Annotated in this window: 23 protein-coding genes; 14 read left to right on the top strand and 9 right to left on the bottom strand. The window is 65.2% G+C overall.

Going from position 1 to position 22,757, the window contains the following annotated elements:
- Positions 1 to 27: 27 nt before the first annotated feature.
- The gene (locus IG197_RS13285; RefSeq protein WP_192319389.1) at positions 28 to 834 is read left to right on the top strand and encodes an isocitrate lyase/phosphoenolpyruvate mutase family protein; all 807 of its coding nucleotides are present in this window, start codon (positions 28 to 30) and stop codon (positions 832 to 834) included.
- A gap of 16 nt (positions 835 to 850) precedes the next feature.
- Here IG197_RS13285 and IG197_RS13290 read toward each other — a convergent pair whose 3' ends face one another.
- Positions 851 to 1,573 (bottom strand): sulfate transporter family protein, encoded by a 723-nt coding sequence (locus IG197_RS13290; protein ID WP_192319391.1) that lies wholly within the window; start codon positions 1,571 to 1,573, stop codon positions 851 to 853.
- A 169-nt stretch (positions 1,574 to 1,742) separates the two neighbouring features.
- Here IG197_RS13290 and IG197_RS13295 point away from each other — a divergent pair, with 169 nt between their 5' ends.
- Positions 1,743 to 2,750, top strand: coding sequence for an adenosine kinase (locus tag IG197_RS13295; protein WP_192319393.1), 1,008 nt, complete (start codon positions 1,743 to 1,745; stop codon positions 2,748 to 2,750).
- Between the two features lie 685 nt (positions 2,751 to 3,435).
- On the opposite strand, the gene IG197_RS13300 is transcribed toward IG197_RS13295, so the two are convergent.
- The gene (locus tag IG197_RS13300) at positions 3,436 to 5,724 is read right to left on the bottom strand and encodes an NADP-dependent malic enzyme (protein WP_192319395.1); all 2,289 of its coding nucleotides are present in this window, start codon (positions 5,722 to 5,724) and stop codon (positions 3,436 to 3,438) included.
- Positions 5,725 to 5,940: 216 nt separating this feature from the next.
- On the opposite strand from IG197_RS13300, the gene mutS reads away from it, so the two are divergent.
- The 4 genes from mutS (at position 5,941) to IG197_RS13320 (ending at position 9,703) form a co-directional block, all read left to right on the top strand.
- Positions 5,941 to 8,589 (top strand): DNA mismatch repair protein MutS, encoded by a 2,649-nt coding sequence (mutS, locus tag IG197_RS13305; protein WP_246765391.1) that lies wholly within the window; start codon positions 5,941 to 5,943, stop codon positions 8,587 to 8,589.
- 24 nt (positions 8,590 to 8,613) lie between these two features.
- Complete coding sequence (locus IG197_RS13310) at positions 8,614 to 9,012, top strand: VOC family protein (RefSeq protein ID WP_192319399.1); 399 nt, start codon at positions 8,614 to 8,616, stop codon at positions 9,010 to 9,012.
- A 74-nt stretch (positions 9,013 to 9,086) separates the two neighbouring features.
- A complete protein-coding gene (locus tag IG197_RS13315) occupies positions 9,087 to 9,404 on the top strand; it encodes a hypothetical protein (protein ID WP_192319401.1) in 318 nt (105 codons plus the stop codon).
- An 89-nt stretch (positions 9,405 to 9,493) separates the two neighbouring features.
- Positions 9,494 to 9,703, top strand: coding sequence for a hypothetical protein (locus IG197_RS13320; protein ID WP_192319403.1), 210 nt, complete (start codon positions 9,494 to 9,496; stop codon positions 9,701 to 9,703).
- Between the two features lie 65 nt (positions 9,704 to 9,768).
- On the opposite strand, the gene IG197_RS13325 is transcribed toward IG197_RS13320, so the two are convergent.
- Both IG197_RS13325 and IG197_RS13330 read right to left on the bottom strand, forming a co-directional pair.
- Positions 9,769 to 10,110 carry a hypothetical protein gene (locus tag IG197_RS13325; RefSeq protein ID WP_192319404.1) on the bottom strand — a complete coding sequence of 114 codons (342 nt, stop codon included), beginning with the start codon at positions 10,108 to 10,110 and terminating at the stop codon, positions 9,769 to 9,771.
- A 45-nt stretch (positions 10,111 to 10,155) separates the two neighbouring features.
- Complete coding sequence (locus IG197_RS13330; RefSeq protein ID WP_192319406.1) at positions 10,156 to 10,947, bottom strand: MFS transporter; 792 nt, start codon at positions 10,945 to 10,947, stop codon at positions 10,156 to 10,158.
- Between the two features lie 395 nt (positions 10,948 to 11,342).
- Between IG197_RS13330 and IG197_RS13335 the strand changes: the two genes are divergently transcribed.
- From IG197_RS13335 to IG197_RS13345, 3 genes are all read left to right on the top strand, one after another.
- Positions 11,343 to 12,008: an AraC family transcriptional regulator gene (locus IG197_RS13335; protein WP_192319408.1), complete on the top strand. Its 666-nt coding sequence runs from the start codon at positions 11,343 to 11,345 to the stop codon at positions 12,006 to 12,008.
- Between the two features lie 134 nt (positions 12,009 to 12,142).
- The gene (locus IG197_RS13340) at positions 12,143 to 13,267 is read left to right on the top strand and encodes an epoxide hydrolase family protein (protein WP_192319410.1); all 1,125 of its coding nucleotides are present in this window, start codon (positions 12,143 to 12,145) and stop codon (positions 13,265 to 13,267) included.
- Positions 13,268 to 13,379: 112 nt separating this feature from the next.
- Positions 13,380 to 13,976 (top strand): dihydrofolate reductase family protein, encoded by a 597-nt coding sequence (locus IG197_RS13345; protein ID WP_192319412.1) that lies wholly within the window; start codon positions 13,380 to 13,382, stop codon positions 13,974 to 13,976.
- A 13-nt stretch (positions 13,977 to 13,989) separates the two neighbouring features.
- Here the strand turns inward: IG197_RS13345 and IG197_RS13350 are convergent, their stop codons facing one another.
- Entirely contained in the window at positions 13,990 to 15,012 is a 1,023-nt protein-coding gene (locus tag IG197_RS13350) for an AraC family transcriptional regulator (RefSeq protein WP_246765392.1), read from the bottom strand.
- Between the two features lie 150 nt (positions 15,013 to 15,162).
- On the opposite strand from IG197_RS13350, the gene IG197_RS13355 reads away from it, so the two are divergent.
- Entirely contained in the window at positions 15,163 to 16,221 is a 1,059-nt protein-coding gene (locus IG197_RS13355; RefSeq protein WP_246765373.1) for an alpha/beta fold hydrolase, read from the top strand.
- A 30-nt stretch (positions 16,222 to 16,251) separates the two neighbouring features.
- Here the strand turns inward: IG197_RS13355 and IG197_RS13360 are convergent, their stop codons facing one another.
- Positions 16,252 to 16,893 (bottom strand): TetR/AcrR family transcriptional regulator, encoded by a 642-nt coding sequence (locus tag IG197_RS13360; protein WP_192319416.1) that lies wholly within the window; start codon positions 16,891 to 16,893, stop codon positions 16,252 to 16,254.
- Positions 16,894 to 17,003: 110 nt separating this feature from the next.
- Here IG197_RS13360 and IG197_RS13365 point away from each other — a divergent pair, with 110 nt between their 5' ends.
- Together IG197_RS13365 and IG197_RS13370 are read left to right on the top strand one after the other, a co-directional pair.
- On the top strand, positions 17,004 to 17,552 hold the full coding sequence (locus IG197_RS13365; protein ID WP_246765374.1) for a GFA family protein: 549 nt from the start codon (positions 17,004 to 17,006) through the stop codon (positions 17,550 to 17,552).
- Complete coding sequence (locus IG197_RS13370; RefSeq protein WP_192319418.1) at positions 17,536 to 17,838, top strand: hypothetical protein; 303 nt, start codon at positions 17,536 to 17,538, stop codon at positions 17,836 to 17,838. The genes IG197_RS13365 and IG197_RS13370 overlap by 17 nt, the downstream gene beginning before the upstream one ends.
- 12 nt (positions 17,839 to 17,850) lie before the next feature.
- On the opposite strand, the gene IG197_RS13375 is transcribed toward IG197_RS13370, so the two are convergent.
- Positions 17,851 to 18,366, bottom strand: a complete 516-nt coding sequence (locus IG197_RS13375; protein ID WP_192319420.1) for a Clp protease N-terminal domain-containing protein — start codon at positions 18,364 to 18,366, stop codon at positions 17,851 to 17,853.
- Positions 18,367 to 18,375: 9 nt separating this feature from the next.
- Positions 18,376 to 18,594, bottom strand: coding sequence for a helix-turn-helix domain-containing protein (locus IG197_RS13380; RefSeq protein WP_192319421.1), 219 nt, complete (start codon positions 18,592 to 18,594; stop codon positions 18,376 to 18,378).
- Positions 18,595 to 18,812: 218 nt separating this feature from the next.
- Between IG197_RS13380 and IG197_RS13385 the strand changes: the two genes are divergently transcribed.
- Positions 18,813 to 21,272, top strand: a complete 2,460-nt coding sequence (locus IG197_RS13385; RefSeq protein WP_371746541.1) for an EAL domain-containing protein — start codon at positions 18,813 to 18,815, stop codon at positions 21,270 to 21,272.
- A 72-nt stretch (positions 21,273 to 21,344) separates the two neighbouring features.
- Positions 21,345 to 21,650, top strand: coding sequence for a hypothetical protein (locus IG197_RS13390; RefSeq protein WP_246765375.1), 306 nt, complete (start codon positions 21,345 to 21,347; stop codon positions 21,648 to 21,650).
- A gap of 19 nt (positions 21,651 to 21,669) precedes the next feature.
- Here the strand turns inward: IG197_RS13390 and IG197_RS13395 are convergent, their stop codons facing one another.
- Complete coding sequence (locus tag IG197_RS13395; protein ID WP_192319423.1) at positions 21,670 to 22,515, bottom strand: aldo/keto reductase; 846 nt, start codon at positions 22,513 to 22,515, stop codon at positions 21,670 to 21,672.
- Positions 22,516 to 22,757 lie beyond the last annotated feature (242 nt).

Below are 22,757 nucleotides of genomic sequence, written 5' to 3' on the forward strand. Positions count from 1 at the left end.
CCGTCGGTTCGGATCGAGGGCGATGACATGGACAAGGGCGCGGTCTTCCGGAAACTTCACGAGGCGCCGGGCGCCTTCATCATTCCCAATCCGTGGGACATCGGCACATCAAAGCTTCTGGCTTCCTTCGGTTTCGATGCGCTGGCGACGACCAGCGCCGGCTATGCCTTCTCGCGCGGGCGGCCCGACGGTGATGTCGGCTTCGAGGAGATGATCCACCACTGCCGCGATCTGGCGCACGCCACCGGGCTGCCTGTTTCGGCCGACCTTGAGAAGGGCAAGGGCGACAGCCCCGAAAGCTCAGGCGAAACCGTCTTTGCCGCCGAGGCAGCAGGCCTTGCCGGCTGCTCGCTCGAGGACCACACCGGCGAGCCTGACCGGCCGATCTACGATTTTTCGCATGCCGTCGAGCGCGTCACCGCGGCAGCCGAGGCTGCGCGGGCGCTGAAGGGTGACTTCGTCCTGACGGCGCGGTCGGAAAACTTCCTCTGGAACCGCCCCGATCTCGATGACACGATCAAGCGGCTGCAGGCCTTCGAGAAGGCCGGGGCCGACGTGCTTTATGCGCCCGGGATATCCGACATCGAAATGATCCGGACGCTGTGCAGCTCTGTCACGAAACCGGTCAACGTGCTGGCGGTGCCGGGCTTCTCGGTCGCGGTGCTGGCCGAGGCCGGCGCCAAGCGCATCTCGCTCGGCTCCAAGCTGACCGCCTACGCCTTCGGCATGATGGAGCGGGCGTCGCGCGAGATGCTGGGCCAGGGCACGTTCGAATTCGCCCGCGACGGCATCGCCTATGCCAAGCTGCAGGCGATGTTCGGCCGCGAGAGCTGAACGCCCCTTATCATCTTCACGCCCGCGCCATTTCAGGCCGGCGCTCGGCCGCCGACACGCTCTTGTGCAGATGCACCATCATCGCCGCCGCAAAGAGCGGGGTGAGCAGGTTGAGTATCGGCACGGCGAGGAAGGCCGCGATGACCAGACCTGCCATGAACACCGTGCCGGCGTTGCGGCGGCGCAAATCCTTGGCGTCCTGCTCGGAGCGGAAGCGCATGGCGGCGAACTCGAAGAACTCGCGGCCCAGCAGGTAGCCGTTGACCAGGAAGAAGGCGCCGATGTTGACGATGGGGATGAACATCAGAAGCAGCGCCAACAAATTGCCCAATATGACGATGCCGAAGAACTTGATCGCCAGCACCAGCGAACGCAAGGCCGGCACCGGCTGCCCCGGGCGCTCCGCGGGATAGTTGGTCTTCTCGACGACCTCGGCGACATCGTCCAGAAACAGGCCGGCGACGATCGCCGTCACCGGCGCGATCAGCAAAGCGAGCCCCAGCGCCAGGCCTATGCTGGCAATGATCGCGGCGATCAGGCCGAGCCAGCCGGTCCAGGCGGGCAGGCCGGGCAGCATGGCGTCGATCCATGGCCAGGCCAGCCAGTCGAACAGCTCGCGGATGCCGAACCACAGCGCGACGAGCGTAAGCAATGTCAGCCCCAGCGTCTTCAAAAACACCGTGCGGAACTCGGCCGAAAAGAGCTGGCTTGCAGCAATGCGGGCGGCGTCGAGGATCATGTTGGGGTTACGTCTCTCTGTTTCCGCGCTGAGATAAGGTGCCGCGGGGCCGGCCTCAAGCGGCTGCCTCCAATTTGCCGGTAGGCAAACGGGCCGCGAGCCGCTAAACGCAATCCGTTTTGCCGACCCCTCGGCCCCTTTTTACGGCCAAAGCGCCGCGGAGACCCTGATGAGCCAATATGACGTGCTGTGCATCGGCAACGCCATCGTCGACATCATCGCACAATGCGACGAGGCCTTTCTCACCGACAACGGCATCATCAAGGGGGCGATGAACCTGATCGACGCCGAGCGCGCCGAACTGCTCTATTCCCGCATGGGCCCGGCGATCGAGGCCTCGGGCGGCTCGGCCGGCAACACCGCTGCCGGCATCGCCAGCTTCGGCGGCCGCTCGGCCTATTTCGGCAAGGTTTCCCGCGACCATCTCGGCGAGGTCTTCACCCACGACATCCGCGCCCAGGGCGTCGACTTCGACACAACACCGCTTGAAGGAGGGGCCCTCGACGGCACGCCGCCGACGGCGCGCTCGATGATCCTCGTCACCCCAGACGGTGAGCGTTCGATGAACACCTATCTCGGCGCCTGCGTCGAGCTCGGGCCGGACGATGTCGAGGCCGACAAGGCAAGTGGGGCCAAGGTCACCTATTTCGAGGGCTATCTGTGGGATCCGCCGCTGGCCAAGGAAGCGATCCGCATGACCGCAGCCCACGCGCATGCGGCCGGCCGGGAAGTGTCGATGACGCTGTCGGACAGCTTCTGCGTCGACCGCTACCGCGCCGAGTTCCTCGAACTGATGCGTTCGGGCACCGTCGACATCGTTTTTGCCAACAGCCACGAGATCAAGTCGCTCTATGAGACGTCGTCGTTCGACGAGGCACTGTCGCTGATCCGCAAGGACTGCAAGATCGCCGCTGTCACCCGCTCGGAGAAGGGCTCGGTCATCGTGCGCGGCGACGAGACCGTGGTGATCCAGGCGACCAAAATCCGCGAACTGGTCGACACGACAGGCGCCGGCGACCTCTATGCCGCCGGATTTCTGTTCGGCTACACCCAAGGCCGCTCGCTCAAGGACTGCGGCGACCTCGGCTCGCTCGCCGCCGGCCTCGTCATCCAGCAGATCGGCCCACGCCCGCGGCAGAACTTGAAGCACGAGGCCGAGCAGGCCGGGTTGCTGTAGGGCTCCTTTTCCTTCGCCCCGTTTACGGGGAGAAGGTGCCCCGCAGAGGCGGATGAGGGGCGGCGGAAACCTGCCCGCTCTCATTCCCTCCCTCTGTCGTGCCGGATATCTCCATGTCGGGGGACCAGCAGTCACTTGCCCCCACCCCAGTTGTCGCCATCGCAGAACGGGTCGCCCCGCCTGACGCTGCCAATCTCCCCCCTTGCGGGGGAGATGTCCGGCAGGACAGAGGGGGGTGCTGTCCCACGCACCTCTCCGTTGCCACGCCTCGTCTCCGGTCTGGCAGTTGCTCATGAGAAATTCGGGAAGCGGGGCCGTACCCCCAATATCGCATCGTCCCGCGCACCCCGTCCGAAGGTGAACCTTCGGACGGCCCGGGCAACAGGCTACGTCAGCCACCTGTCGGAACCGCCGGCTCCTTCCCGATCGGCACACAAATAAGGCTTGCCTGCGCATATAGCGCCGATGCGGCCCCCGCGATCCTTCGCACCCCCCTCTGCTCTGCCGGGCATTTCCCGCATAAGTAGGGAGATCAGCAGCTTTTGGCGCCTCGTCCAACCGTCTAACGTGGCAAGAAGGCGGCAGCGCTATGCCCTCCGCTATGGCTCCGGGCCTTGAGTCGCTTCAATCGACAAATCGTTGTCGATTGATCGGCCCTTAGCTACCGCTCAGGGCCGACCGCTTCTCAAGTCCCTGCGTTATACGCCGCGATTGCCGCCATGTTGACGATGTCTGAGTCCTTGGCATTCAGCGAGACGATCTGGACCGGCTTGTTGAGGCCGACCAACAACGGGCCGATGACGGTGGAGCCGCCGAGTTCCTGCAGCATCTTGGTCGAGATCGCCGCCGAGTGGAAGGCGGGCATGACCAGCACGTTGGCAGCACCCGACAGGCGGCAGAAGGGGTATTGCTGCTGCATCAGGCGATGGTTGAGGGCGACGTCGGCGGCCATTTCGCCGTCATACTCGAAATCGACGCGGCGCTTGTCGAGGATCTTGACCGCTTCCTGGACACGCTCGGAGCGCTCGCCGGCCGGATGGCCGAAGGTCGAGTAGGCGAGCATCGCCACGCGCGGCTCGTAGCCCATGCGCCGTGCGAAATGGGCGGCTTCCTCGGCGATGTCGGCGATCTGCTCGGCATTGGGCATGTCGTGAACGGCGGTGTCGGCGACGATGACGGTGCGGCCGCGGGCGAGCACGATCGACACGCCGATGACGCGGTGGCCGGGCTTGGCGTCGATGACGCGGCGGACGTCTTCCAGCACCGTCGAGTAGTTGCGGGTGACGCCCGTGACCACGCCGTCGGCGTCACCAAGGGCGACCATGCAGGCGGCGAAATGGTTGCGGTCGTTGTTGATCAGTCGCTGGCAGTCGCGCAAAAGGTAGCCCTTGCGCTGCAAACGCTCGTAGAGGAAGTCGGCATAGATGGCGTTGCGGCGTGACAGCCGCGCATTGATGATCTCGAGGCCGGGCTTGTTGAGGTCGATGCCGGCCTGCCTGGCGTTTTCCTTGATGATGTCGTCGCGGCCGAGAAGGATGGCGGTGCCGAGCTTCTGGTTCACATAAGACACGGCGGCGCGCATGACCTGCTCTTCCTCGCCCTCGGCAAAGACGATGCGCTTGGGCTGGCGCCGGACGCGGTCGTAGATGCGCTGCAAGGTCGAGGCGATCGGGTCGCGGCGGGCGGAGAGCTCGTTGGCGTATTTGTCGAGATCGAGGATCGGCCGTCCGGCGACACCCGATTCCATGGCGGCCTTGGCGACAGCGATCGGGATCGCCGAGATCAGGCGCGGGTCGAACGGCACCGGGATGATGTAGTTGGGGCCGAATTTCGGCCGGTTGCCCTGGTAGGCGGCAGCGACGTCGTCGGGCACGTCCTGGCGGGCAAGTTCCGCCAGTGCGGTCGCGGCCGCGACCTTCATGGCGTCGTTGATGGTTGTCGCCCTGACATCGAGCGCCCCGCGAAAAATGTAGGGGAAGCCGAGCACGTTGTTGACCTGGTTCGGATAATCCGAACGGCCGGTCGCCATGATGGCGTCGGTGCGGATCTCGGCGACCTCTTCGGGCGTGATCTCCGGATCCGGATTGGCCATGGCGAAGATGATCGGGTTCTTGGCCATGGAGGCGACCATGGCGGGTGTCAGCGCGCCCTTGGCCGAGAGGCCGAAGAAGATGTCGGCACCGTCCATGGCGTCGGCCAGCGAACGCGCCTCGGTCTTGACCGCATGCGCCGACTTCCACTGGTTCATGCCTTCGGTGCGGCCCTGGTAAACCACGCCCTTGGTGTCGCACAGGGTGACGTTTTCGGGCGAGAAGCCCATCGACTTGATCAGCTCGATGCAGGCAATGCCGGCGGAACCGGCGCCATTGCAGACCAGCTTGGCCGACTTCATGTCGCGGCCGGTGATTTCGAGCGCGTTGATCAGGCCGGCGGCGGCGATGATGGCGGTGCCGTGCTGGTCGTCATGGAAGACGGGAATGTCCATCAACTCGCGCAGGCGCTGCTCGATGATGAAGCATTCGGGCGCCTTGATGTCCTCGAGGTTGATGCCGCCGAAGGACGGCCCGAGGAAACGCACGCAGTTGATGAATTCGTCGGCGTCCTCGGTGTCGACCTCGAGGTCGATGGAATCGACGTCGGCGAAGCGCTTGAACAGCACCGCCTTGCCCTCCATGACCGGCTTGGAGGCCAGCGCGCCGAGATTGCCCAAGCCGAGGATGGCGGTGCCGTTGGAGATGACGGCGACCATGTTGCCGCGGGTGGTGTAGTCATAGGCGCGTGAGGGATCCTCGGCGATGGCCTTCACCGGCACGGCGACGCCGGGCGAATAGGCGAGGCTGAGGTCGCGCTGCGTCGCCATCGGCTTGGTCGGATTGATCTCGAGCTTGCCCGGGCGGCCCATGGCATGGAAGTCGAGCGCTTCCTGAGCGGAGACGGAGGGACCGGAATTGTCGGGTTTCCTGGTAGTTGCCATGGTGAGAAGCGTTCCTGTCCCTTAAATTTCTTTTTGTGGAGCGTTTTGGATTAAGGCTACACATCGGCGCTGTAAACCGCCAAGCAGACGAGGGAATTTCCTTTTTTCGAAGGTTCAGGCGTGAACGATCGACCGATAATCGCTGCGGAAGCTGACTTTGCGGAAGCCGGAGGGGAAAGCCGGGCCGAAGCCCCGGTGCATGCCGCGCCGACGCCGATGATGGAACAGTATATGGAGATCAAGGCGGCGAACCCGGATTCGCTGCTGTTCTATCGCATGGGCGACTTCTACGAGCTGTTCTTCGACGACGCCGAGAAGGCCTCGCGCGCGCTCGGCATTGTGCTGACCAAGCGCGGCAAGCACCAGGGCCAGGACATCCCGATGTGCGGGGTGCCGATCCATGCCGCCGACGACTATCTGCAGAAGCTGATCGGGCAAGGCTACCGGGTCGCCGTGTGCGAGCAGGTGGAAGACCCGGCGGAAGCCAAGAAGCGCGGCTCGAAGTCGGTGGTCAAGCGCGACGTGGTGCGGCTGGTGACGCCTGGCACCATCACCGAAGACAAGCTTTTGGCGCCGCAGGAATCAAATTTCCTGATGGCGCTGGGGCGGGTCAAGGGCGCGGGCGAAGCCAGCCTGGCGATCGCCTGGATCGAGATCTCGACCGGCATCTTCCGCGTCGCCGAGACGACGCCGGAACGGCTATCGGCCGACATCTTCCGCGTCGACCCGCGCGAGCTGATCGTCGCCGAACCTGCCTTCCATGACGAGGAGCTGCGCCCGAGCTTCGATCTGGTCGGCCGCATCGTCAACCCGCAGCCGCCGAGCCTGTTCGATTCGACCTCGGCGCCCAGCCGCATCGCCCGTTTCTACGACGTGGCGACGCCGGACAGTTTTGGCGCGTTTTCGCGCGCCGAGCTGTCGGCCATCTCCGGCGTCATCGCCTATGTCGAAAAGACCCAAAAGGCCGAGCGGCCGCCTTTGTCGCGGCCCGAGCGCGAGCAGTCGGGCACCACGCTGTTCATCGACCCGGCGACACGCGCCAATCTCGAATTGTTGCGCACCCTGTCGGGCGGCCGCGACGGCTCGCTGTTCCGCGCCATCGACCGTACGGTGACGGGCGGCGGCGCGCGCCTGCTCGCCGACCGGCTGATGTCGCCGCTGACAGATCCCGAAGCCATCGGCGCCAGGCTGGACGCGGTGTCGTTCTTCACCAGCGAAACGCGGCTGACCGATGCGCTCAGGCTCAGCCTGAAGGGCGTCGCCGACATGCCGCGCGCGCTGTCGCGGCTGGCGCTCAACCGCGGCGGGCCGCGCGATCTCGGCGCGCTGCGTTCGGGATTCTCGGCGGCACGCACCATTGCCGGGCTGTTTGCGGGTGCTTCCCTGCCGAAGCAGCTGGCGGCGGCGATCGCGGCGATTTCGGCCCTGCCCACAGGCTTCGCCGACCATCTCGACGTGGCGCTGGGCGAGGAGCTGCCGCTTCTCAAGCGCGACGGCGGTTTTGTCCGCGCCGGCTATCATCCGGAACTCGACGAGATGCGGGCGCTGCGCGACCAGTCGCGCCGGGTGATCGCCGGCATGGAGCGCGACCTGATCGAGGAGACGGGCATCCGCTCGCTCAAGATCCGCCACAACAACGTGCTCGGCTACTACATCGAGGTGACGGCGAACAACCAGACGGCCCTGAACGGCAGCGACGAGGCCAAGGCGCGCTTCATCCACCGCCAGACCATGGCGAATGCGATGCGCTTCACCACCACCGAGCTCGCCGGCCTCGAGACCAAGATCGCCAATGCCGCCGACCGGGCGCTGACCATCGAACTCCAGGCCTTCGACCAGTTGGTCGGCGAGGCAGTGACCCACGCCCAGGCGATCCGGTCAGGCGCCGACGCGCTGTCCGTGCTCGACGTGTCGGCGGCACTCGCCGTGCTCGCCCAGAACGAGGCGTGGTGTCGGCCCGAGGTCGACGCCAGCCTCGCCTTCGACATTTTTGGTGGGCGCCACCCGGTGGTCGAGCAGTCGCTGAGGCGCGAGGCGGCAGCCCCCTTCGTCGCCAATGACTGTACGCTGTCGCCTGACGGCAACGACAGGAACGGCGCCATCTGGCTGCTCACCGGCCCGAACATGGGTGGTAAGTCGACCTTCCTGCGCCAGAACGCGCTGATCGCCATCCTCGCCCAGATGGGGTCGTTCGTACCCGCCGAGCGTGCGCATATCGGCGTGGTCGACCGGCTGTTCTCCCGCGTCGGCGCCTCGGACGATCTGGCGCGCGGGCGCTCGACCTTCATGGTCGAGATGGTCGAGACCGCCGCCATCCTCAACCAGGCGGGCGAGCGCACGCTTGTCATCCTCGACGAGATCGGTCGGGGCACCGCCACCTTCGACGGCCTGTCTATCGCCTGGGCGGCAGTCGAATATCTGCACGAGAAGAACCGCTGCCGCGCCATCTTCGCCACCCATTTCCACGAACTGACGGCACTTTCCGGCAAGCTCGGCCGCCTGCACAATGTGACGATGCGGGTGAAGGAGTGGGAAGGCGAAGTGGTGTTCCTGCACGAGGTCGGCAAGGGGGCCGCCGACCGCTCCTACGGCGTGCAGGTGGCCCGCCTCGCCGGCCTGCCCGATGTCGTGGTGGCGCGCGCCAAGGAGGTGCTGCACCAGCTCGAGGAAGGCGAAACCTCCGGGAAAGCCAACAAGCTTGTCGACGATTTGCCGCTGTTTTCGGTGGCGGTGAAACGCGAGGCGGCCAAACCCGTCGCCAATGACGCACTGACCAAGGCACTGGAGGGGCTGAGCCCCGACGAAATGACCCCGCGCGAGGCACTCGACGCGCTGTACCGACTGAAGGTGCTGGCGGCGAGCTAAGCAGCGGTTAGGAGCGGAGACGGCATGCTTCATCACATTTCGCTCGGTGTCTCCGACATCGACCGCGCAGCAGCATTCTACGACGCGGCCCTTGCCCCGCTCGGTTATGTCAGGGTCTGGGAAGACCTCTCGCCCGGCGCCGACGACCAGGCCGTCGGCTACGGTGTCGCAGGCGGCGGCGACAATCTGGCGCTCAAGCAGCGTAGCATCGGCCAGCGCCCGCCGGGCCCCGGCTTCCACCTTGCCTTTGCCGCGCCCGACCGACAGGCGGTCGCGGCGTTCCACGCAGCAGCTCTCGCCCATGGCGGCACCGACAATGGCGGCCCCGGCCTAAGGGAACATTATGGGCCGAACTATTTTGCCGCCTTCGTGATCGACCCTGATGGGCATCCTATCGAGGCGGTGTTCAACCAGGCCGTCTAGGCGCGCGCCGGACGCGCCTTCAACTCAAGCTCCGGAGTTCTGCCGGGACAGCTTGCCGGCAAAGCCGACCAGGCATGCGCGGTTTGAACGGCCTCATTCGCTGTGGCATGGGCGAATTTGCAACCGATGGCGGCAGGCGGTCCATTTGGGTCATTGACGTTCTCTCTGCCACTGCGCCAATGCTGACATTGTGCGCGCTGGCGATCTTGCCAGCCAACCAACCCGATGGAGGACGCATGCCCAAGGTCAGAGGTCAGAGCGCTCTCGACAAGGAGCGCGCCAAAACGGAGAAGCTTCTCAAAAAGGTCGGCTACGCCGCCCTGAAGGAGGCCGGGGTGAAATCCAGGCGACCCGACCTTCCGAACCTGAAGACCGAAAAGCGAGAGAAATAACGCGGCCCTCTACGCTGCCCGCAGCCTCCCGGTTGAACCCGCTCTGCCGGACTGCTCAAGTCGGCGCTGGATCGCGCAAGGGCCGTGGCATGGTGGATTCTGATCGGATCGACAAGCTGATCGCTGCCTTGGCATTTTCACCCGACTTGGCGGCAGCGCGGCGAGTGCACACAGCCTTGAGGCTGCGCTCAGCATCGCGCCCGATCGTCTGTCGTGACTGCTTTGTCATCTTCAGGAATGCCGACACCACCACCGTGCTGCGCACCGGCCTGACCGCCGCCGCTGTCGCCCACGACTAAGCCGCCGACGACGCGGTTTTGGAGCCGAGCGGCTTCCGACCTCAGGCTTGATTGACGGCTCCAGTTCAGCGCCGGAGGGTCGCGAATGCTACCGTCAGCGTCACCGCGAACATCGTGGCCGCCACAACGACCAGCGCGCTCGACAGGGACGCTGCCGTCAGCACTGCACTGGCAAAAATGATGCCTATGGCACTCGACGTGCGCAGCAAGGCGAACACTTCGGGTCGCCTGCGTGGCGGGGCCAGCCGGTCGAGAACGAGCGAGTAGTAGGTGCCGAGAGGCGCCAGGACCAATCCGATGAGGACGGCGCCGACGACCGTGGTCACAAGCGATGGTCCGAGTGCGGCGAGTGCGGCTCCAAGCGTCAAGACGCACAGCAGCAAAACGACGGCCCTGCTGCTTGCCATGCGGTTGCGCACGCTGACCCAGATACCACCCGCGACCGAGGCCAGTCACAGCGGCACCGTGAACAGGATGGCCAGCGTCGGTGGGTAGCCGAATTTCAGGGCGAGCGCGACGGCTCCGATTTCGATGGCCGCGACCGTGGACGAACCTGCAGCCGCACAGACGAGCCACAGCAGGATGGAGGGGCTGAGCACCGAACCCTCGGCATGAGGCGCGTGCTCGACATGGCTCTTGCCCGCCTGCGGCACCAGCAGGGCCGGAATGGCACCGAGCAGTGTCAGCGCGAGCAGGGCAAAGACGGGCGAGACGGCGCCAAGGGCGGACGCCACCACCGGACCAAGAACAAAGGTCAGCTCATTGAGGGTGGCTGCAATGCCGAGCGTTCGGGGCAGATGCGAAGCAGACGTGAAGTGATTGAGCAACGCGCGCAAATATCCGAATGCCGCGCCGTTGACCAAGCCGGCCACAGCCGCGAAGACGACAAGCAAGGCAAACGGCGCCTGGTAATGCGCGCACAAAACCACAGCAGCCAAGGCGAGCGTGCGGAAGGCCACCAACAGCCTCAGGAAGGTCGCGGCTGAACGGTTCGTACCGAGCCGTGTAATCGGGATGGCGCCGACGACCTGTGCAAGGGTCATGGCCAGGATCATGGCGGCGCCGCCCCGTGCGTCGCCCGTGAGGCCCAAGGCGACGAGCGAGAACGCCACCGGCGCGGAAGCCTGGGGAACGTTCAATGTCGCCGATGAGGCAAACCAGCGGAGCAGCGGCCAGCGGCTCAGAGGCCTGTCGAGAGGCTCAGAAGCGACGTCACTGGAGGGAGGGGCGCCAAGTTCGGTCATCTCGAAGCTGATACCACCGACATCATCGGACGCGGTTCATGCCCGGCAGCACGATACGCGGGCCGGAGTTCCCGAAGCGTCTCAGCCATGAGGCGGCCGTTTTCAGGACAAGGCGCGAGGACTGATGATGACGGCACATGAACAAGCCCTTTGATTGGGCCGGGCCGTTCCCGGACATTCTTTCCCTGGCGGGAGAGGACGTTACCTCGCGGGCAGGAAACTAGCCGCCGTCACCGGCGTGTCAAGTCGCGGCCGCCGTCCAAAACGGCTTGAGCCAACGGCTATTGGCCATAGCCCCAACGGTGTCGACTGGCGCGCCACCTTGCTGCCAGTGCACCCTTGCCTCATCAGGCAACTCCGGCGACACTGCCCCGGCGAGGAGCGCGGCGGCTGACATGCATGAGGTCGTGACACTGGAAGGCTGGTCGTCGCCGTTCGTCGAGTCGGTGACGCGGACAAGCTTTGCGACCGGCGGCTCGATGCAGATCCAGCCGGATGGCTGCTGGGACGTGGTCATTTTCAGGAACGGCGATACGACCACCGTGCTGCGCACTGGTCTGACCACCGCTGCCGTCTGCCATGACTATGCCGCCGGCGACGAAATCCTTTCCATCGCCTTCAAGCCGAGCAGCTTCATGCCGCTGATGCCGGGCGAGGTCATGCGCGACCAAGGGGTGGTGCTGGACTTGATCGGCAAGGACCGCTTCCGGCTCGGCTCCGACGTGCTGGAGATCCCGACCCTCGAAACGGTCGACGGCTTCGTCCGCAAGCTGGTGCGCAACTCCATCGTCGAGGACAACCGGGTGGTCGCCTCAATCGTCTCGGGCCATCCGATGGCGATGTCGGAGCGGACGCTGCAGCGGCATTTCCTGAAGACGACCGGCGTCACCTACAAGACCTTTACGCAGATCGAACGCGCCCAGAAGGCGGTGGTGCTGCTGCAACAGGGCCGGCCGGCGGCGGACGTCGCCTTTGCGCTGGGTTATGCCGACCAGCCGCACATGATCCGTTCGGTCAAGGCGATCATGGGCGTCACCCCCGGGCAGGCCGCACGCAGCTGAAACTGTCGGAAATCTTCAATCCGCAAGACCATGCCGCCGGCTAGAAAGGATGCACTTTCAACCCTGTGAACGGCCCCCTGAGATCGCACGATTTTCGCTGGGGTCATGCACATAGCAAAAAAGGACACGCGGCAATGTCTGACATCACCCCTTTCAAGATCGCCATTTCTGAAGCCGATCTGGCCGACCTCAAGGCGCGGCTCGCCAACACTCGGCTCGCCAACGAGATTCCAGGCACCGGCTGGAGCTACGGCATGGCATCCAGTTTCGTCACCCGTGCGATCAAGCGGCTGAAGAACGGCTTCGACTGGCGCACGCAGGAGGCAGCGATCAACGCCAACCCGCAGTTCGTCACCGAGATCGACGGCCAGACCATCCATTTCCTGCATGTGAAGTCGGGGGTTATCGATGCCGTACCGCTGCTCCTGCTGCATGGCTGGCCGAGCTCGTTCGTCGAGTTCCTCGGCGCGATCGGGCCGCTGACTGCGGCGGGCTACGATCTCGTCATCCCGTCGCTGCCCGGCTTCGGTTTCTCCGGCCCGACACACGAGGCCGGGTGGAATGACGGCCGCATCGCCAGCGCCATGCTCGAGCTGATGTCGCGCCTCGGCTACAAGCGCTTCGGCGTGCAGGGCGGCGATGCCGGTGCGATCATCGCACCTGCCATCGGCCGGGCAGCACCTGACCGGGTCATCGGCGTGCATGTCAACGCGGCGACGATGGGCTTCATTCCGCTTGGGCCCATCGATCCCAGCGAGATCGCCACGTTCAGCGATGCCGAGAAGAGCCGTTTGCAGCGCCTGCAACAGTTCATGGCCGAACGCTTCGGCTTCAATGCGCTGCAGTCGAGCCGGCCCCAGACGCTGGCCTATGGCATTTCAGACTCGCCGGCCGGTCTCATCGCCTGGCTGGGCGACATGTTTGCCGGCTTCGGCGACAGCCCTGATGCCGTCGAGCTCGACCGGTTCCTGACCAATGTGCTGGTCTACTGGTTCACCGGCACCGCAGCCTCGTCGATCCGGCTCTATTATGAAAACGCCCACGATCCCGAAGCCTGGTCGCCGAAGCCGAATTCGGGCGTGCCGACGGGCGTTGCCGTCTTTGCCCGCGACGAGGTCGCCATCCGCCGCTACGGCGAAGAAGGCAACACGATCCTGCGCTGGACGGAGCTTGCCAGCGGCGGCCATTTTGCGGCGATGGAAGTGCCTGAGGTCTGGGCGGAAGAGGTCGCCGCCTTCTTTGCCGGGCTGCAGCGCTAGCTGCCTGAGATTGCGGAATGCGACAGCGCGCGGCCAATGAAATGGCCGCGCGCTGTGGGTATCTGTCGTTCCCGTGCGTCCTCGGGTCAGGACCGCAACGGAGGAGACGGCGATGAGAGAGCTGGTGTTGAAGATGTCGATGTCGGTCGACGGTTTCGTCAGCGACCTGGACGGGCGAAACGGCTGGATGTTCGGCACCGACCAGGAGGCCAAGGCGTGGAGCGTGGAGTTCCTGTGGAACGCCAGCCTGCACATCAAAGGCAGCCGCACCTTCCATGGCATGGCCGCCTGGTGGCCAACGTCTACCGACCAGTTCGCGGCACCGATGAACCAGATCCCCAAGGCGGTGTTCTCGCGGCGGGGGCCGCCAATCCTGGCGAACGCCACAACGGCGACCACGCGGGCTGCGCCGCAAGCCGGCGCGGAGAGCTGGGCGCAGCCCTATGTGGCGAGCGGTGATCTCGCGGAGGAAATCGCCAGGCTGAAGGCGCAGCAGGGCAAGCCGATCGTCGCCCATGGCGGGGTCAGCTTTGCCCGCAGCCTCGTCGCCGGCGGGCTGGTCGACCGCTTCGCGCTGCTGGTCGTCCCTGTGGCGCTTGGCCAGGGCCTGCCGCTGTTTTCCGAACTCGCCGCGCCGGCCCGGTTCGAGCTGGTGAGTTCGAGAGCCTTTCCAGGCGGTGCCGTGGCGCAGATCTACCGCGCGGCGTGACGATGGCGGCCGCTCAAGCGGCGTTCGCGGCCCTGCGCCGGTTCTGCTCGCGCCAGGAGGCGGGGCTCAACGTGGTGACGCGGCGGAACTCGCGGTTGAAGTTGGACTTGGTCTGGAAGCCGGCATCGAGCATGGCCGATGTGACCGACATGTCGGTGTCCCTGAGCAGGCGGCAGGCTTCCGAAATCCTGACGTCGTTGATGTACTGCGAAACATTCTTGCCGGCGAGGCGGTTGATGGCGCCCGAGATCTGCCGCGCCGGCACGCCCGCGCGGCGGGCCAGCCTGGACAGGGTCAAATTGTCGTCGCGATAGAGCTTCTGGTCGATCAGCAGGCGCTGGACCTGATCGAGCACCTCGCGGTCCAGCTCGGACGGCGACGGCTCGGGTGGATTGGGCTGGGTCGACGCGGAAGGATGGGCGCGCGAGGCGACGAAGGCGGTCAGGCCGATGAAGAACAGGCCGAGCAGATTGGCGTTGCTGGCAATGACGGCGGCGTTTGCGCCCTGCCATTTTTCGAAGGCAAGCAGCACGCCAAGGTCGAACAGGGCCGACAGGCAGAGCGCGACGGCGGCGATGACCAGCGCGCGGTGGGCGGCGACCGCGCTGTCGAGGCGCGCCTCGACCAGAGCGTCCGGGCCGCTGCGTCCGAGGTGCAGCACGGCGATTGCATAGCCGACGAACAGCACGACAAGTGCTGCATCGATAAAGGCGGGCGCGAACAGCACAATGGCAGTCATGACCAGAGGCGGCAAGGCGTGCAGCCAGCGTGTGGCACCGCCCTGGGTATCGTCGCGCTGGAGCAAGGTGCGGAAACTGAACAGCACCAAAGGCGGCAGGCAGCTTGCCAGGATCGGCTGGACGTAGCGCGCCGCCTCGACATGATAGCCCCAGCGCAGACCGACGACGACCGACTGCACGGCGCAGAGCGCGACGAGGACGAGGAAGGCGGTGTTGCCGCCTGATGTTTCGCGGGCGCGCAATGCTGCGACGAGCAGGATGACCAGCAACAGGGCGGCGACGAAGGACAAGGGCACGAAGATCAAGGCGAATCCCACCGGAGAGCAGACAGCCGATCATGGCCTCTATCGCGATCGAGCACGACCTGAATCGCGATCGAGGACGCCGATAAAGGTCAATTTCGCCATTGCTCGCTCGTCTTCATCCGCAAACAGAGCGAGGTTCCCGTGCTCCAGTTACTCACCACCATTCCCGCCCTCATCGGCTTCGTCTCCGCCTGCTTCGCTTCGGAAGCGGGCGTCAAAGAGATGTCGGTGCCGCAGTCCGGCCGCGATCTATCCGTGACCGTCTGGTATCCGGCAGCCGTCGGCGGCAAGCCGACAATTGTCGGCGACAACAAGGTGTTCAAGGGCGCGGCAGCCAGCATCGATGCACCCGTGGTGCCGGGCCGCCATCCGCTGGTGCTGCTGTCGCATGGATCGGGCAGCCGCGTGCAGGCGATGAGCTGGCTCGCCACCGAGCTTGCCAAGGCGGGTTTCGTCGTTGCCGGCCCCAACCATCCGGGCACGACCAGCGGTTTTTCCACCCCGGCCGAAACGCCGAAGCTGTGGCAGCGCACGGCCGATCTGTCCGCCGTCATCGACGCACTGGCCAAGGATCCGGCCTGGAGCAGCGTCATCGATGCCGACAGGATCGGCGTCGTCGGCTTCTCGCTCGGCGGAGCCACGGCCATGGAGCTTTCGGGCGCGCGCGCCAATCTCGAGGCCTATGCCCGCTATTGCGACAGCTACAAGAAGTGGGACTGCGCCTGGTTTGTAAGCGGCGTCGGCTACGTCAATGACGAGAAGATTACAGTCGACAAGGTAGACCTGCGCCGCATCGATCAGGCGCGCTTCGAGCAGTCGAACCTCGACCAGCGGATCAAGACGGCGGTGCTGGCCGATCCCGGCCTCGCCCAGGCCTATGACCCCGACAGCCTGAAGGACATCGCGATCCCGATGCACTTCATCAATCTCGGCGAGGGTGAAGGCATTCCGCTGGCTGTCATCTCCGATGGGCTCGCGAAGCTGACGTCCAAGGGGACCTATGCGACCGTGGCGGGTGCGACGCATTTCAGCTTCCTGCCCGAGTGCAAGGACGGTGCGGCCGAACTGCTCAAGTCGTTTGGCGAGTTCGATCCGATCTGTTCGGACGAGGCCGGCCGACCACGCGGCGAACTGCATGCCGAGCTGATCGGGCTGGTGAAGGACGCGCTGGTGCGCGACCTGATGGCATCAGGTCAATGAACCCTGCGGCGCCGGGCCACGAGCCGGCGCCTATGCCCGATGCGTGGCGCGCGGGCCGAAGGCAGCGAGGAAGATGCGCACGCTTTCGGCAGCGTGGCCGCGGCAGGCCGCGGCGGGCAGGATGGCGTCGTCGCCCAGAAGCATGGCGTCATTGACGGGGGCCCCCATCACCAGCCAGTTGAAGAACGACGCCGCGGCCTCGAGGTCGTCGGCCTCGATCTGGCCGAGCCTGCGGTAGCGCTCGAAGGCGCGCGACAGGCGGGTAATCGAGCGCTGCGGGCCGAGCGCATGCAGCGCCCTGCCCAGTTCCGGAAAGCGCTCGACCTCGCCGATGACCAGCCGCCGCAGTTGCATCAGCTTCGGCGTCATGACGATGGTGAGCTGAAGTTCGGCAAATTCCTGGAGGTAATCGGCGATCGGGCTGTCGTCGACGGGGTCGGCGACCTGCTCCTGGTGGACGTCGCCGGCAACGCCGGTCAGCCCCCTGACGACATCGAGGAACAAGGCTTCCTTGCTGTGGAAATGGGCATAGACGGTCTGCTTGGAAACGTCGGCGGCTGCTGCGATCTCGTCCATATTGGCGCCAAGGAAACCGTTGCGGAGAAACAGGCCGGCGGCGGCATCGAGGATGGTGTCGCGTGTCCGTTCCTGGCGCGTTTTGGCGGTCTTCATCAATGCTCGTCCCTGTATCGGCAGCTGCGATTTCGAGCATAAGCTGAAGCCGTTGACAAATCAAACTGGACGGTCCAGTCTAGTTTCAAATCGACGGACGAGGTGATGAGATGGCTGACATGCGACGGATCGCCTGCAGATGCGGACAGGTGGCATTCGAGGCGAGCGGCACGCCGATCGTCGGCGCGATCTGCTATTGCTCCAGCTGCCAGAAGGCAGGCGGGATTTTCGCCGCGCTACCCGGCGGCGCGCCGGTGCTCGAAAGCGACGGCGGCACGAACTACACGCTCTACCGCAAAGACCGGATCCGCTGTGCGCATGGCGCCGAGCTGTTGCGCGAACACCGGCTGAGCCCGACGGCGCCGACCCGGCGCGTGGTGGCTTCCTGTTGCAACTCGCCGATGTTTCTGGAGTTCAAGGGCGGGCATTGGCTGTCGGTCTATCGCGAGCGCATCCACCCCGCCGACCGGCCACCGGCCGAGATGCGCACGATGACCGCCGACCGCAGGTCCGGCGTCGAATTCACAGACAGCCTGCCGAGTTATGCCAAGCATTCCGGCCGCTTCATGTGGCGGCTTTTGTCTGCCTGGGCGGCGATGGGTTTTCGCGCCCCAAAGATCGAATATGTAAAGGGAGAGCTCGATGTCCAAGGCGGCTGAGAAGATCGAGATCCGCAACATCGTCTCGCCCAACCATGTCGTGCGTGTCGACATGGCAAAATACACCGCCATGCGCGACGCGTTGCTTGAGGTGCTGCCGGCAACCACGCCGGGCCTGACCGTGGCGGAAACCAAAGCGGCGGTGCTGCCGATCCTGTCCGAGGAGCTGTTTCCCGGCGGCGACAAGGCCGGCTGGTGGCTGAAGGCAGCCCAGCTCGACCTCGAAGCACAAGGCGTCATCCAGCGCGAGGCGACCAAGCCGCTCCGGCTTCACCGGGCGAAGTGAGCGCGTCCCGGCTCAGGGACGCGCATCGGCCTCGGCGACAGCTTCGGCGGCGGATCTGAGTTGGGCAAGGTCGATGCCCATCGCCCGCAAGGCGCGGGCGGCAACGCCGTGCGGCATGCCGGCAACGATGGCAACGACATGCGCGCCGAGCAGCGGGCCGTGCTGGCTTCGGCTTGCCGCCAGCGCCTGCATGACCTCCTGCCCGGAGGCCGACGCATTGAATGCGCCGGGGCGTGCGGCCAGCCGCTCCGACCCGGCCGACGACGACGACGAAGCGATGTCCAGGCCGATGGCGGCAAGGGCGTCGCCATACTGACGGGCGATGGCTTGGTGCAGCGCCGCGGGATCCGCGCCGACCGCTGCGAAGGCTTGCCGCGCCGTGCCGTCGGGCAGGTCGAGTGCGGCGAGCAGGAAGTGCTCGACGCCCGGCTCGCGCTGATGATCCCGCAACGCATGTTGCTCCGCCCCGGTGCATAGCGTGCCGATCGTGCCGATGTCGTTGAAACGCGCCTTGATGCGGCTGAACATTCTCATCTCCTAGCTCTCCGGCGCATCGCCAATGTCTGACAGCCGCTTGTGAGCGGCCTGCTTGCTGACGCCGAGTGCCTGGGCGATCCGCGCCCATGACCAGCCCTGCCCGAGCGCCGACCTGACCGCGCGCCGCTCGAGCGTGTCGGCCAGCCGTCGCAAGGCAACCACCGCGGCCAGCGCTTCGTCGGGATCATCGGGCAAATGCAGGGCGTTCAGATCAACCATTCGTCAACATTAGTTGACGTAGGCAATTCCGTCAACCCAAGTTGACGGAAAATCGCTGGCAGCAGGCCGGAAATACCTTACCCTACGTCAATGTACTGGATAGTGCTTTGAACCTTACAGGGAAAGGAATTTTAAAGCTTGCTCATATAGGTATTGCAACTATTCGCGCCGCAAACGCGAGGAGAACAAGCTGGGGGGCGAGTTCGTTCGCCATACATGTGACGAGACAACGCGACATCAGATCCAGGTTTCAGCTCATCGGGCTGCTGTGGCCCTTCATCGCCGTTGTCCTGATACAGACCGTCATTGCCGGTGCCAGTCTCTATACCTTGTCTGCCGTGCGCGCCTATGCTGCAGGCGAAAGCGCCTGGTCGAAAGGCCACAAGGACGCGATCTACTATCTGACGCTTTATGCCAATTCCGGCGATGCCAACTATTTCGAACGCTTCCGCCACGCCATTGCGGTGCCGCTGGCCGACCGCGACGCGCGTCTGGCGATGGAAAAACCGCTGCTCGACTATGACGCCGCCTATGACGGCTTCCTTCGCGGCGGCAACCATCCCAACGACAATCCCGGCCTGATTTGGCTGTTCAAGAACTTCCGCCACGTGCCTTACCTGTCCAATGCCGTCGACCGCTGGATCGACGCCGATCCGAAGATCCTGGAGATCGCGGCACTTGGCGAGGCCATGCATGCCGGCATCTCGAGCGGCAGTGCCTCGGCAGAACAGCTCGCGGCGTGGAAGAAGGACATCCATCGTCTGCACGAAGAGACGGCACCGCTGGCTGAGGCCTTCTCCGTCTCGCTCGGGCGCGGCTCGCGCGACATCACCGTGCTGCTGCTCTGCGTCAACGTGGTAACCGCAGGCGCCCTGATCCTTTTGGCGATGCGGCGCACGGGCAATCTGCTGGAGCAGCGCCGGGCGTTTGAAAGCGCTTTGAATGCCGAGCGGGAGCGCGCTCAGATCACGCTGGCCTCGATCGGCCAGGCCGTCGTTGCAACCGACGCCGAGGGCCGGCTCGACTATATGAACGAAGCGGCCGAGGCGATGCTCGACTGGCATGGCGCCAGCGCCAAGGGCAAGCCACTCGACCAGCTGTTCCGGCTGGTCAGCGAAGAGAGCGACGAAGAAGACAACGGCTTCATCGCACGCGTCCTTTCGGGCGAAGCGGTCGGCGGCAGCGGCGTGCCGCAGCAGCTGATGCGGCCGGACCTTTCGAGCGTCGCAGTGTCGCTGGTGGCAGCGCCGCTCTATGTCGACGGCAAGGTGGCGGGCGCGGTGCTGGTGTTCCACGACCGCACCAAGGAACAGGAATTCATGGCGCAGCTGTCGTGGCAGGCGAGCCATGACACGCTGACCTCGCTGGCCAACCGCCGCGAATTCGAGGCGCGGCTGAACGCGTCGCTGGCAGCCCTGGCCAAGCGCCCGGCGGTGCACGCGCTGATGTATCTCGACCTCGACCAGTTCAAGATCGTCAACGACACCTGCGGCCATGCGGCCGGTGACGAACTCCTGCGCAAGGTGTCGGCGGCACTGCACAGCCGGTTGCGCCCGACCGATCTTCTGGCACGGCTGGGTGGCGACGAATTCGGCATCCTGATGGAGAACTGCCCCGAGGAGCTCGCGGCAAGCACCGCCGAGAGCCTGCGCCAGGCCGTCGACGAGCTGAACTTCGTCTGGGCGGGACGCGCTTTCAAGATCAGCGTCAGCATCGGCGTGGTCGGAATGTCGGATGCCAGCATGACGCTGGAAGAGATTCTGCGCAGCGTCGACGTCGCCTGCTACATGGCCAAGGAGCGCGGCCGCAATCGCATCCAGATCCAGCAGATCGGCGACATGGAGGTGGAGCAACGGCTGAGCGAGATGGCCTGGGTGCAGCGCCTGCGCGAAGCGCTGGAGCAGAACCGTTTCCGCATCTTCGCCCAGGAGATCGTGCCGTTGCATGGCGATGGCGCGGCAGGCGCCCATGTCGAGCTGTTGGTCAGGCTGGCCGATGCCGAGGACAAGCTGATTGCACCAGGCGAATTCATCCCTGCGGCCGAGCGCTACGGGCTGATGCCGCTGATCGACCGCTGGATGGTGCGCCAGGCCTTCGGCATCCTGGCCCGGCAGACGGCCGACGCTTCACCGATCACCACCTGCGCCATCAACCTGTCGGGCGCGAGCTTCGGCGACGACAGCTTTGCCGACTACGTATTGGAGCAGTTTGCCCGCAGCGGCATTTCGCCCGCGACCATCTGCTTCGAGATCACCGAGACCAGCGCGATCGCCGACCTCGACCGGGCGGCCCGCTTCATCGCCACGCTGCAGGCGCATGGCTGCCGCTTCTCGCTCGACGATTTCGGTGCGGGCATGTCGTCGTTCAGCTATCTCAAGGCCCTGCCCGTCGACTACCTCAAGATCGACGGCGGCTTCGTCAAGGACATGCTTGTCGACCGCATCGACCGCGCCATGGTCGAGATGATCCAGCATATCGGCGAAGTGACGGGCAAGCGCACCATCGCCGAGTTCGTCGAGAACGACGACATTGCCAGGGCGTTGCGCGACATCGGCGTCGATTATGCGCAAGGCTTTGGCATCGCCAAGCCGCGGCCATTTGGCGAGCACTATGTCGGCATCAAGAGCCGCAGCTTCGAGGCAAGGATCGGTGCGCCCGACGTGGCGCTGGCAAGCTGAGCCCATGTGCGCTTGCGGCACGGTCGCAGCAGCGCAACAATGCCTGATGTCGTCCAGACATGGGGGAATGAATTGAACAAGACTTTGGCTGGTATGTCTGCCCTGGCGGCAGCCCTTGAGCTTGCAACGCCGGCGCATGCGTCGATCCCGCTTCTCAACGCCACCTGCCCCGGCAACATCGAGGTCCATGCCGACCAAGGCGGGCCGGTCTACATCAACGGCAAGGAAGGCGCGCTGAAGAAGTTCAACGACAACTACTTCGAGATCAAGGGCGCCGGCGTGACCATCTCGCTGAGCATCAATCCCGATGGCTCGCCGAGCGTCTCCTACACCGGCAAGGGCGGCGCCAACGGTATCTGTTCCGTCAAGGCGAGCTGACAGGCGCCGGCCAAAACGGTCAGATCATCTCCAGAGGACGCTTGCGCGATGGCGGCGGGAACAGGCGGTCGAGTTCGGCCAGATCCTGCCCGGTCAGCCTGATATCGCGCGCAGCGGCGTTCTGCCTGACATGCTCGAGGCGCGTCGCCTTGGGGATGGCTATGACGCCTGACTGGGCCAGGACCCAGGCGAGCGCGACCTGCGCGGCGGTCGCCTCATGGCGGGCGGCGATGCCTTGGAGACCCTTGTTGCCGGCGAGCGCACCCTGCTCGACGGGCGAATAGGCCATGACAGGCATGCCGAGGCCTCGGCACTGCGGCAACAGATCGAACTCGATGCCGCGGCGGGTGAGGTTGTAGAGCACCTGGTTGGACTGGCAGGCGCCGCCCTTGGACAGACGGCTCATCTCTTCCATGTCATCGGCATCGAAATTGCTGACGCCCCAGTGGCGAATCTTGCCCGACTGACGCAGCTCCTCGAAGACGGCGATGGTTTCCGACAGCGGCACGCCGCCGCGCCAGTGCAGCAGGTACAGATCGATCCGGTCGGTGTGCATGCGCCTGAGGCTCGCCTCGCAGGCGCGGATGACGCCATTGCGCGAAGCGTTGGACGGCAGCACCTTGGAGACGAGGAACACCTCGTCGCGGCGCCCGGCAATGGCCTCGCCCACCACCTTTTCCGCACCGCCGGTGCCATACATTTCGGCGGTGTCGATCAAGGTGACGCCAAGATCGAGCCCAAGCTGAAGTGCGGCGACTTCGTCGGCGACGCGGCTGCGGTCCTCGCCCATCATCCAGGTGCCCTGGCCGAGGGTCGGCACGGCCTCGCCCGAGGGCAGCGTCGTGATTGCGGACGGTGAAGGCATGGCAGTCTCCTCGGCGATTTGTGTCAGCTTACCGCACCGGGCCACGTTGGCTACAGCGTCGACGCGTTGCTCGTCTTTTCAAACCGCTTTGCAGGATGACGACCGATGCCGCGCAGTTACGGCAACAAAGCCTATGGGTTCGTCTTCAGCGGCTGTCTCAGGCAGCTGGAAGGCACTGATATAGCCGTCCGCATGCGCCTGTGGGCGACGCAAAATCGCCTCGCATAAAACTTGACTCCAAA

This window comes from Aminobacter sp. SR38, from assembly GCF_014843375.1.
GTDB lineage: Bacteria > Pseudomonadota > Alphaproteobacteria > Rhizobiales > Rhizobiaceae > Aminobacter > Aminobacter ciceronei.

Bases quoted from the DNA above. Each gene is read 5' to 3' on its own strand.
- IG197_RS13290 (WP_192319391.1), bottom strand. From the start codon at position 1,573: ATGATCCTCGACGCCGCCCGCATTGCTGCAAGCCAGCTCTTTTCGGCC.
- IG197_RS13315 (WP_192319401.1), top strand. From the start codon at position 9,087: ATGCGCGGTTTGAACGGCCTCATTCGCTGTGGCATGGGCGAATTTGCA.
- IG197_RS13295 (WP_192319393.1), top strand. From the start codon at position 1,743: ATGAGCCAATATGACGTGCTGTGCATCGGCAACGCCATCGTCGACATC.
- IG197_RS13320 (WP_192319403.1), top strand. From the start codon at position 9,494: ATGGTGGATTCTGATCGGATCGACAAGCTGATCGCTGCCTTGGCATTT.
- IG197_RS13370 (WP_192319418.1), top strand. From the start codon at position 17,536: ATGTCCAAGGCGGCTGAGAAGATCGAGATCCGCAACATCGTCTCGCCC.
- IG197_RS13345 (WP_192319412.1), top strand. From the start codon at position 13,380: ATGAGAGAGCTGGTGTTGAAGATGTCGATGTCGGTCGACGGTTTCGTC.
- IG197_RS13325 (WP_192319404.1), bottom strand. From the start codon at position 10,110: ATGGCAAGCAGCAGGGCCGTCGTTTTGCTGCTGTGCGTCTTGACGCTT.
- IG197_RS13310 (WP_192319399.1), top strand. From the start codon at position 8,614: ATGCTTCATCACATTTCGCTCGGTGTCTCCGACATCGACCGCGCAGCA.
- IG197_RS13335 (WP_192319408.1), top strand. From the start codon at position 11,343: ATGCATGAGGTCGTGACACTGGAAGGCTGGTCGTCGCCGTTCGTCGAG.
- IG197_RS13300 (WP_192319395.1), bottom strand. From the start codon at position 5,724: ATGGCAACTACCAGGAAACCCGACAATTCCGGTCCCTCCGTCTCCGCT.
- mutS (WP_246765391.1), top strand. From the start codon at position 5,941: ATGATGGAACAGTATATGGAGATCAAGGCGGCGAACCCGGATTCGCTG.
- IG197_RS13360 (WP_192319416.1), bottom strand. From the start codon at position 16,893: ATGAAGACCGCCAAAACGCGCCAGGAACGGACACGCGACACCATCCTC.
- IG197_RS13285 (WP_192319389.1), top strand. From the start codon at position 28: ATGGACAAGGGCGCGGTCTTCCGGAAACTTCACGAGGCGCCGGGCGCC.
- IG197_RS13330 (WP_192319406.1), bottom strand. From the start codon at position 10,947: ATGACCGAACTTGGCGCCCCTCCCTCCAGTGACGTCGCTTCTGAGCCT.
- IG197_RS13340 (WP_192319410.1), top strand. From the start codon at position 12,143: ATGTCTGACATCACCCCTTTCAAGATCGCCATTTCTGAAGCCGATCTG.
- IG197_RS13375 (WP_192319420.1), bottom strand. From the start codon at position 18,366: ATGTTCAGCCGCATCAAGGCGCGTTTCAACGACATCGGCACGATCGGC.
- IG197_RS13380 (WP_192319421.1), bottom strand. From the start codon at position 18,594: ATGGTTGATCTGAACGCCCTGCATTTGCCCGATGATCCCGACGAAGCG.
- IG197_RS13395 (WP_192319423.1), bottom strand. From the start codon at position 22,515: ATGCCTTCACCGTCCGCAATCACGACGCTGCCCTCGGGCGAGGCCGTG.
- IG197_RS13365 (WP_246765374.1), top strand. From the start codon at position 17,004: ATGGCTGACATGCGACGGATCGCCTGCAGATGCGGACAGGTGGCATTC.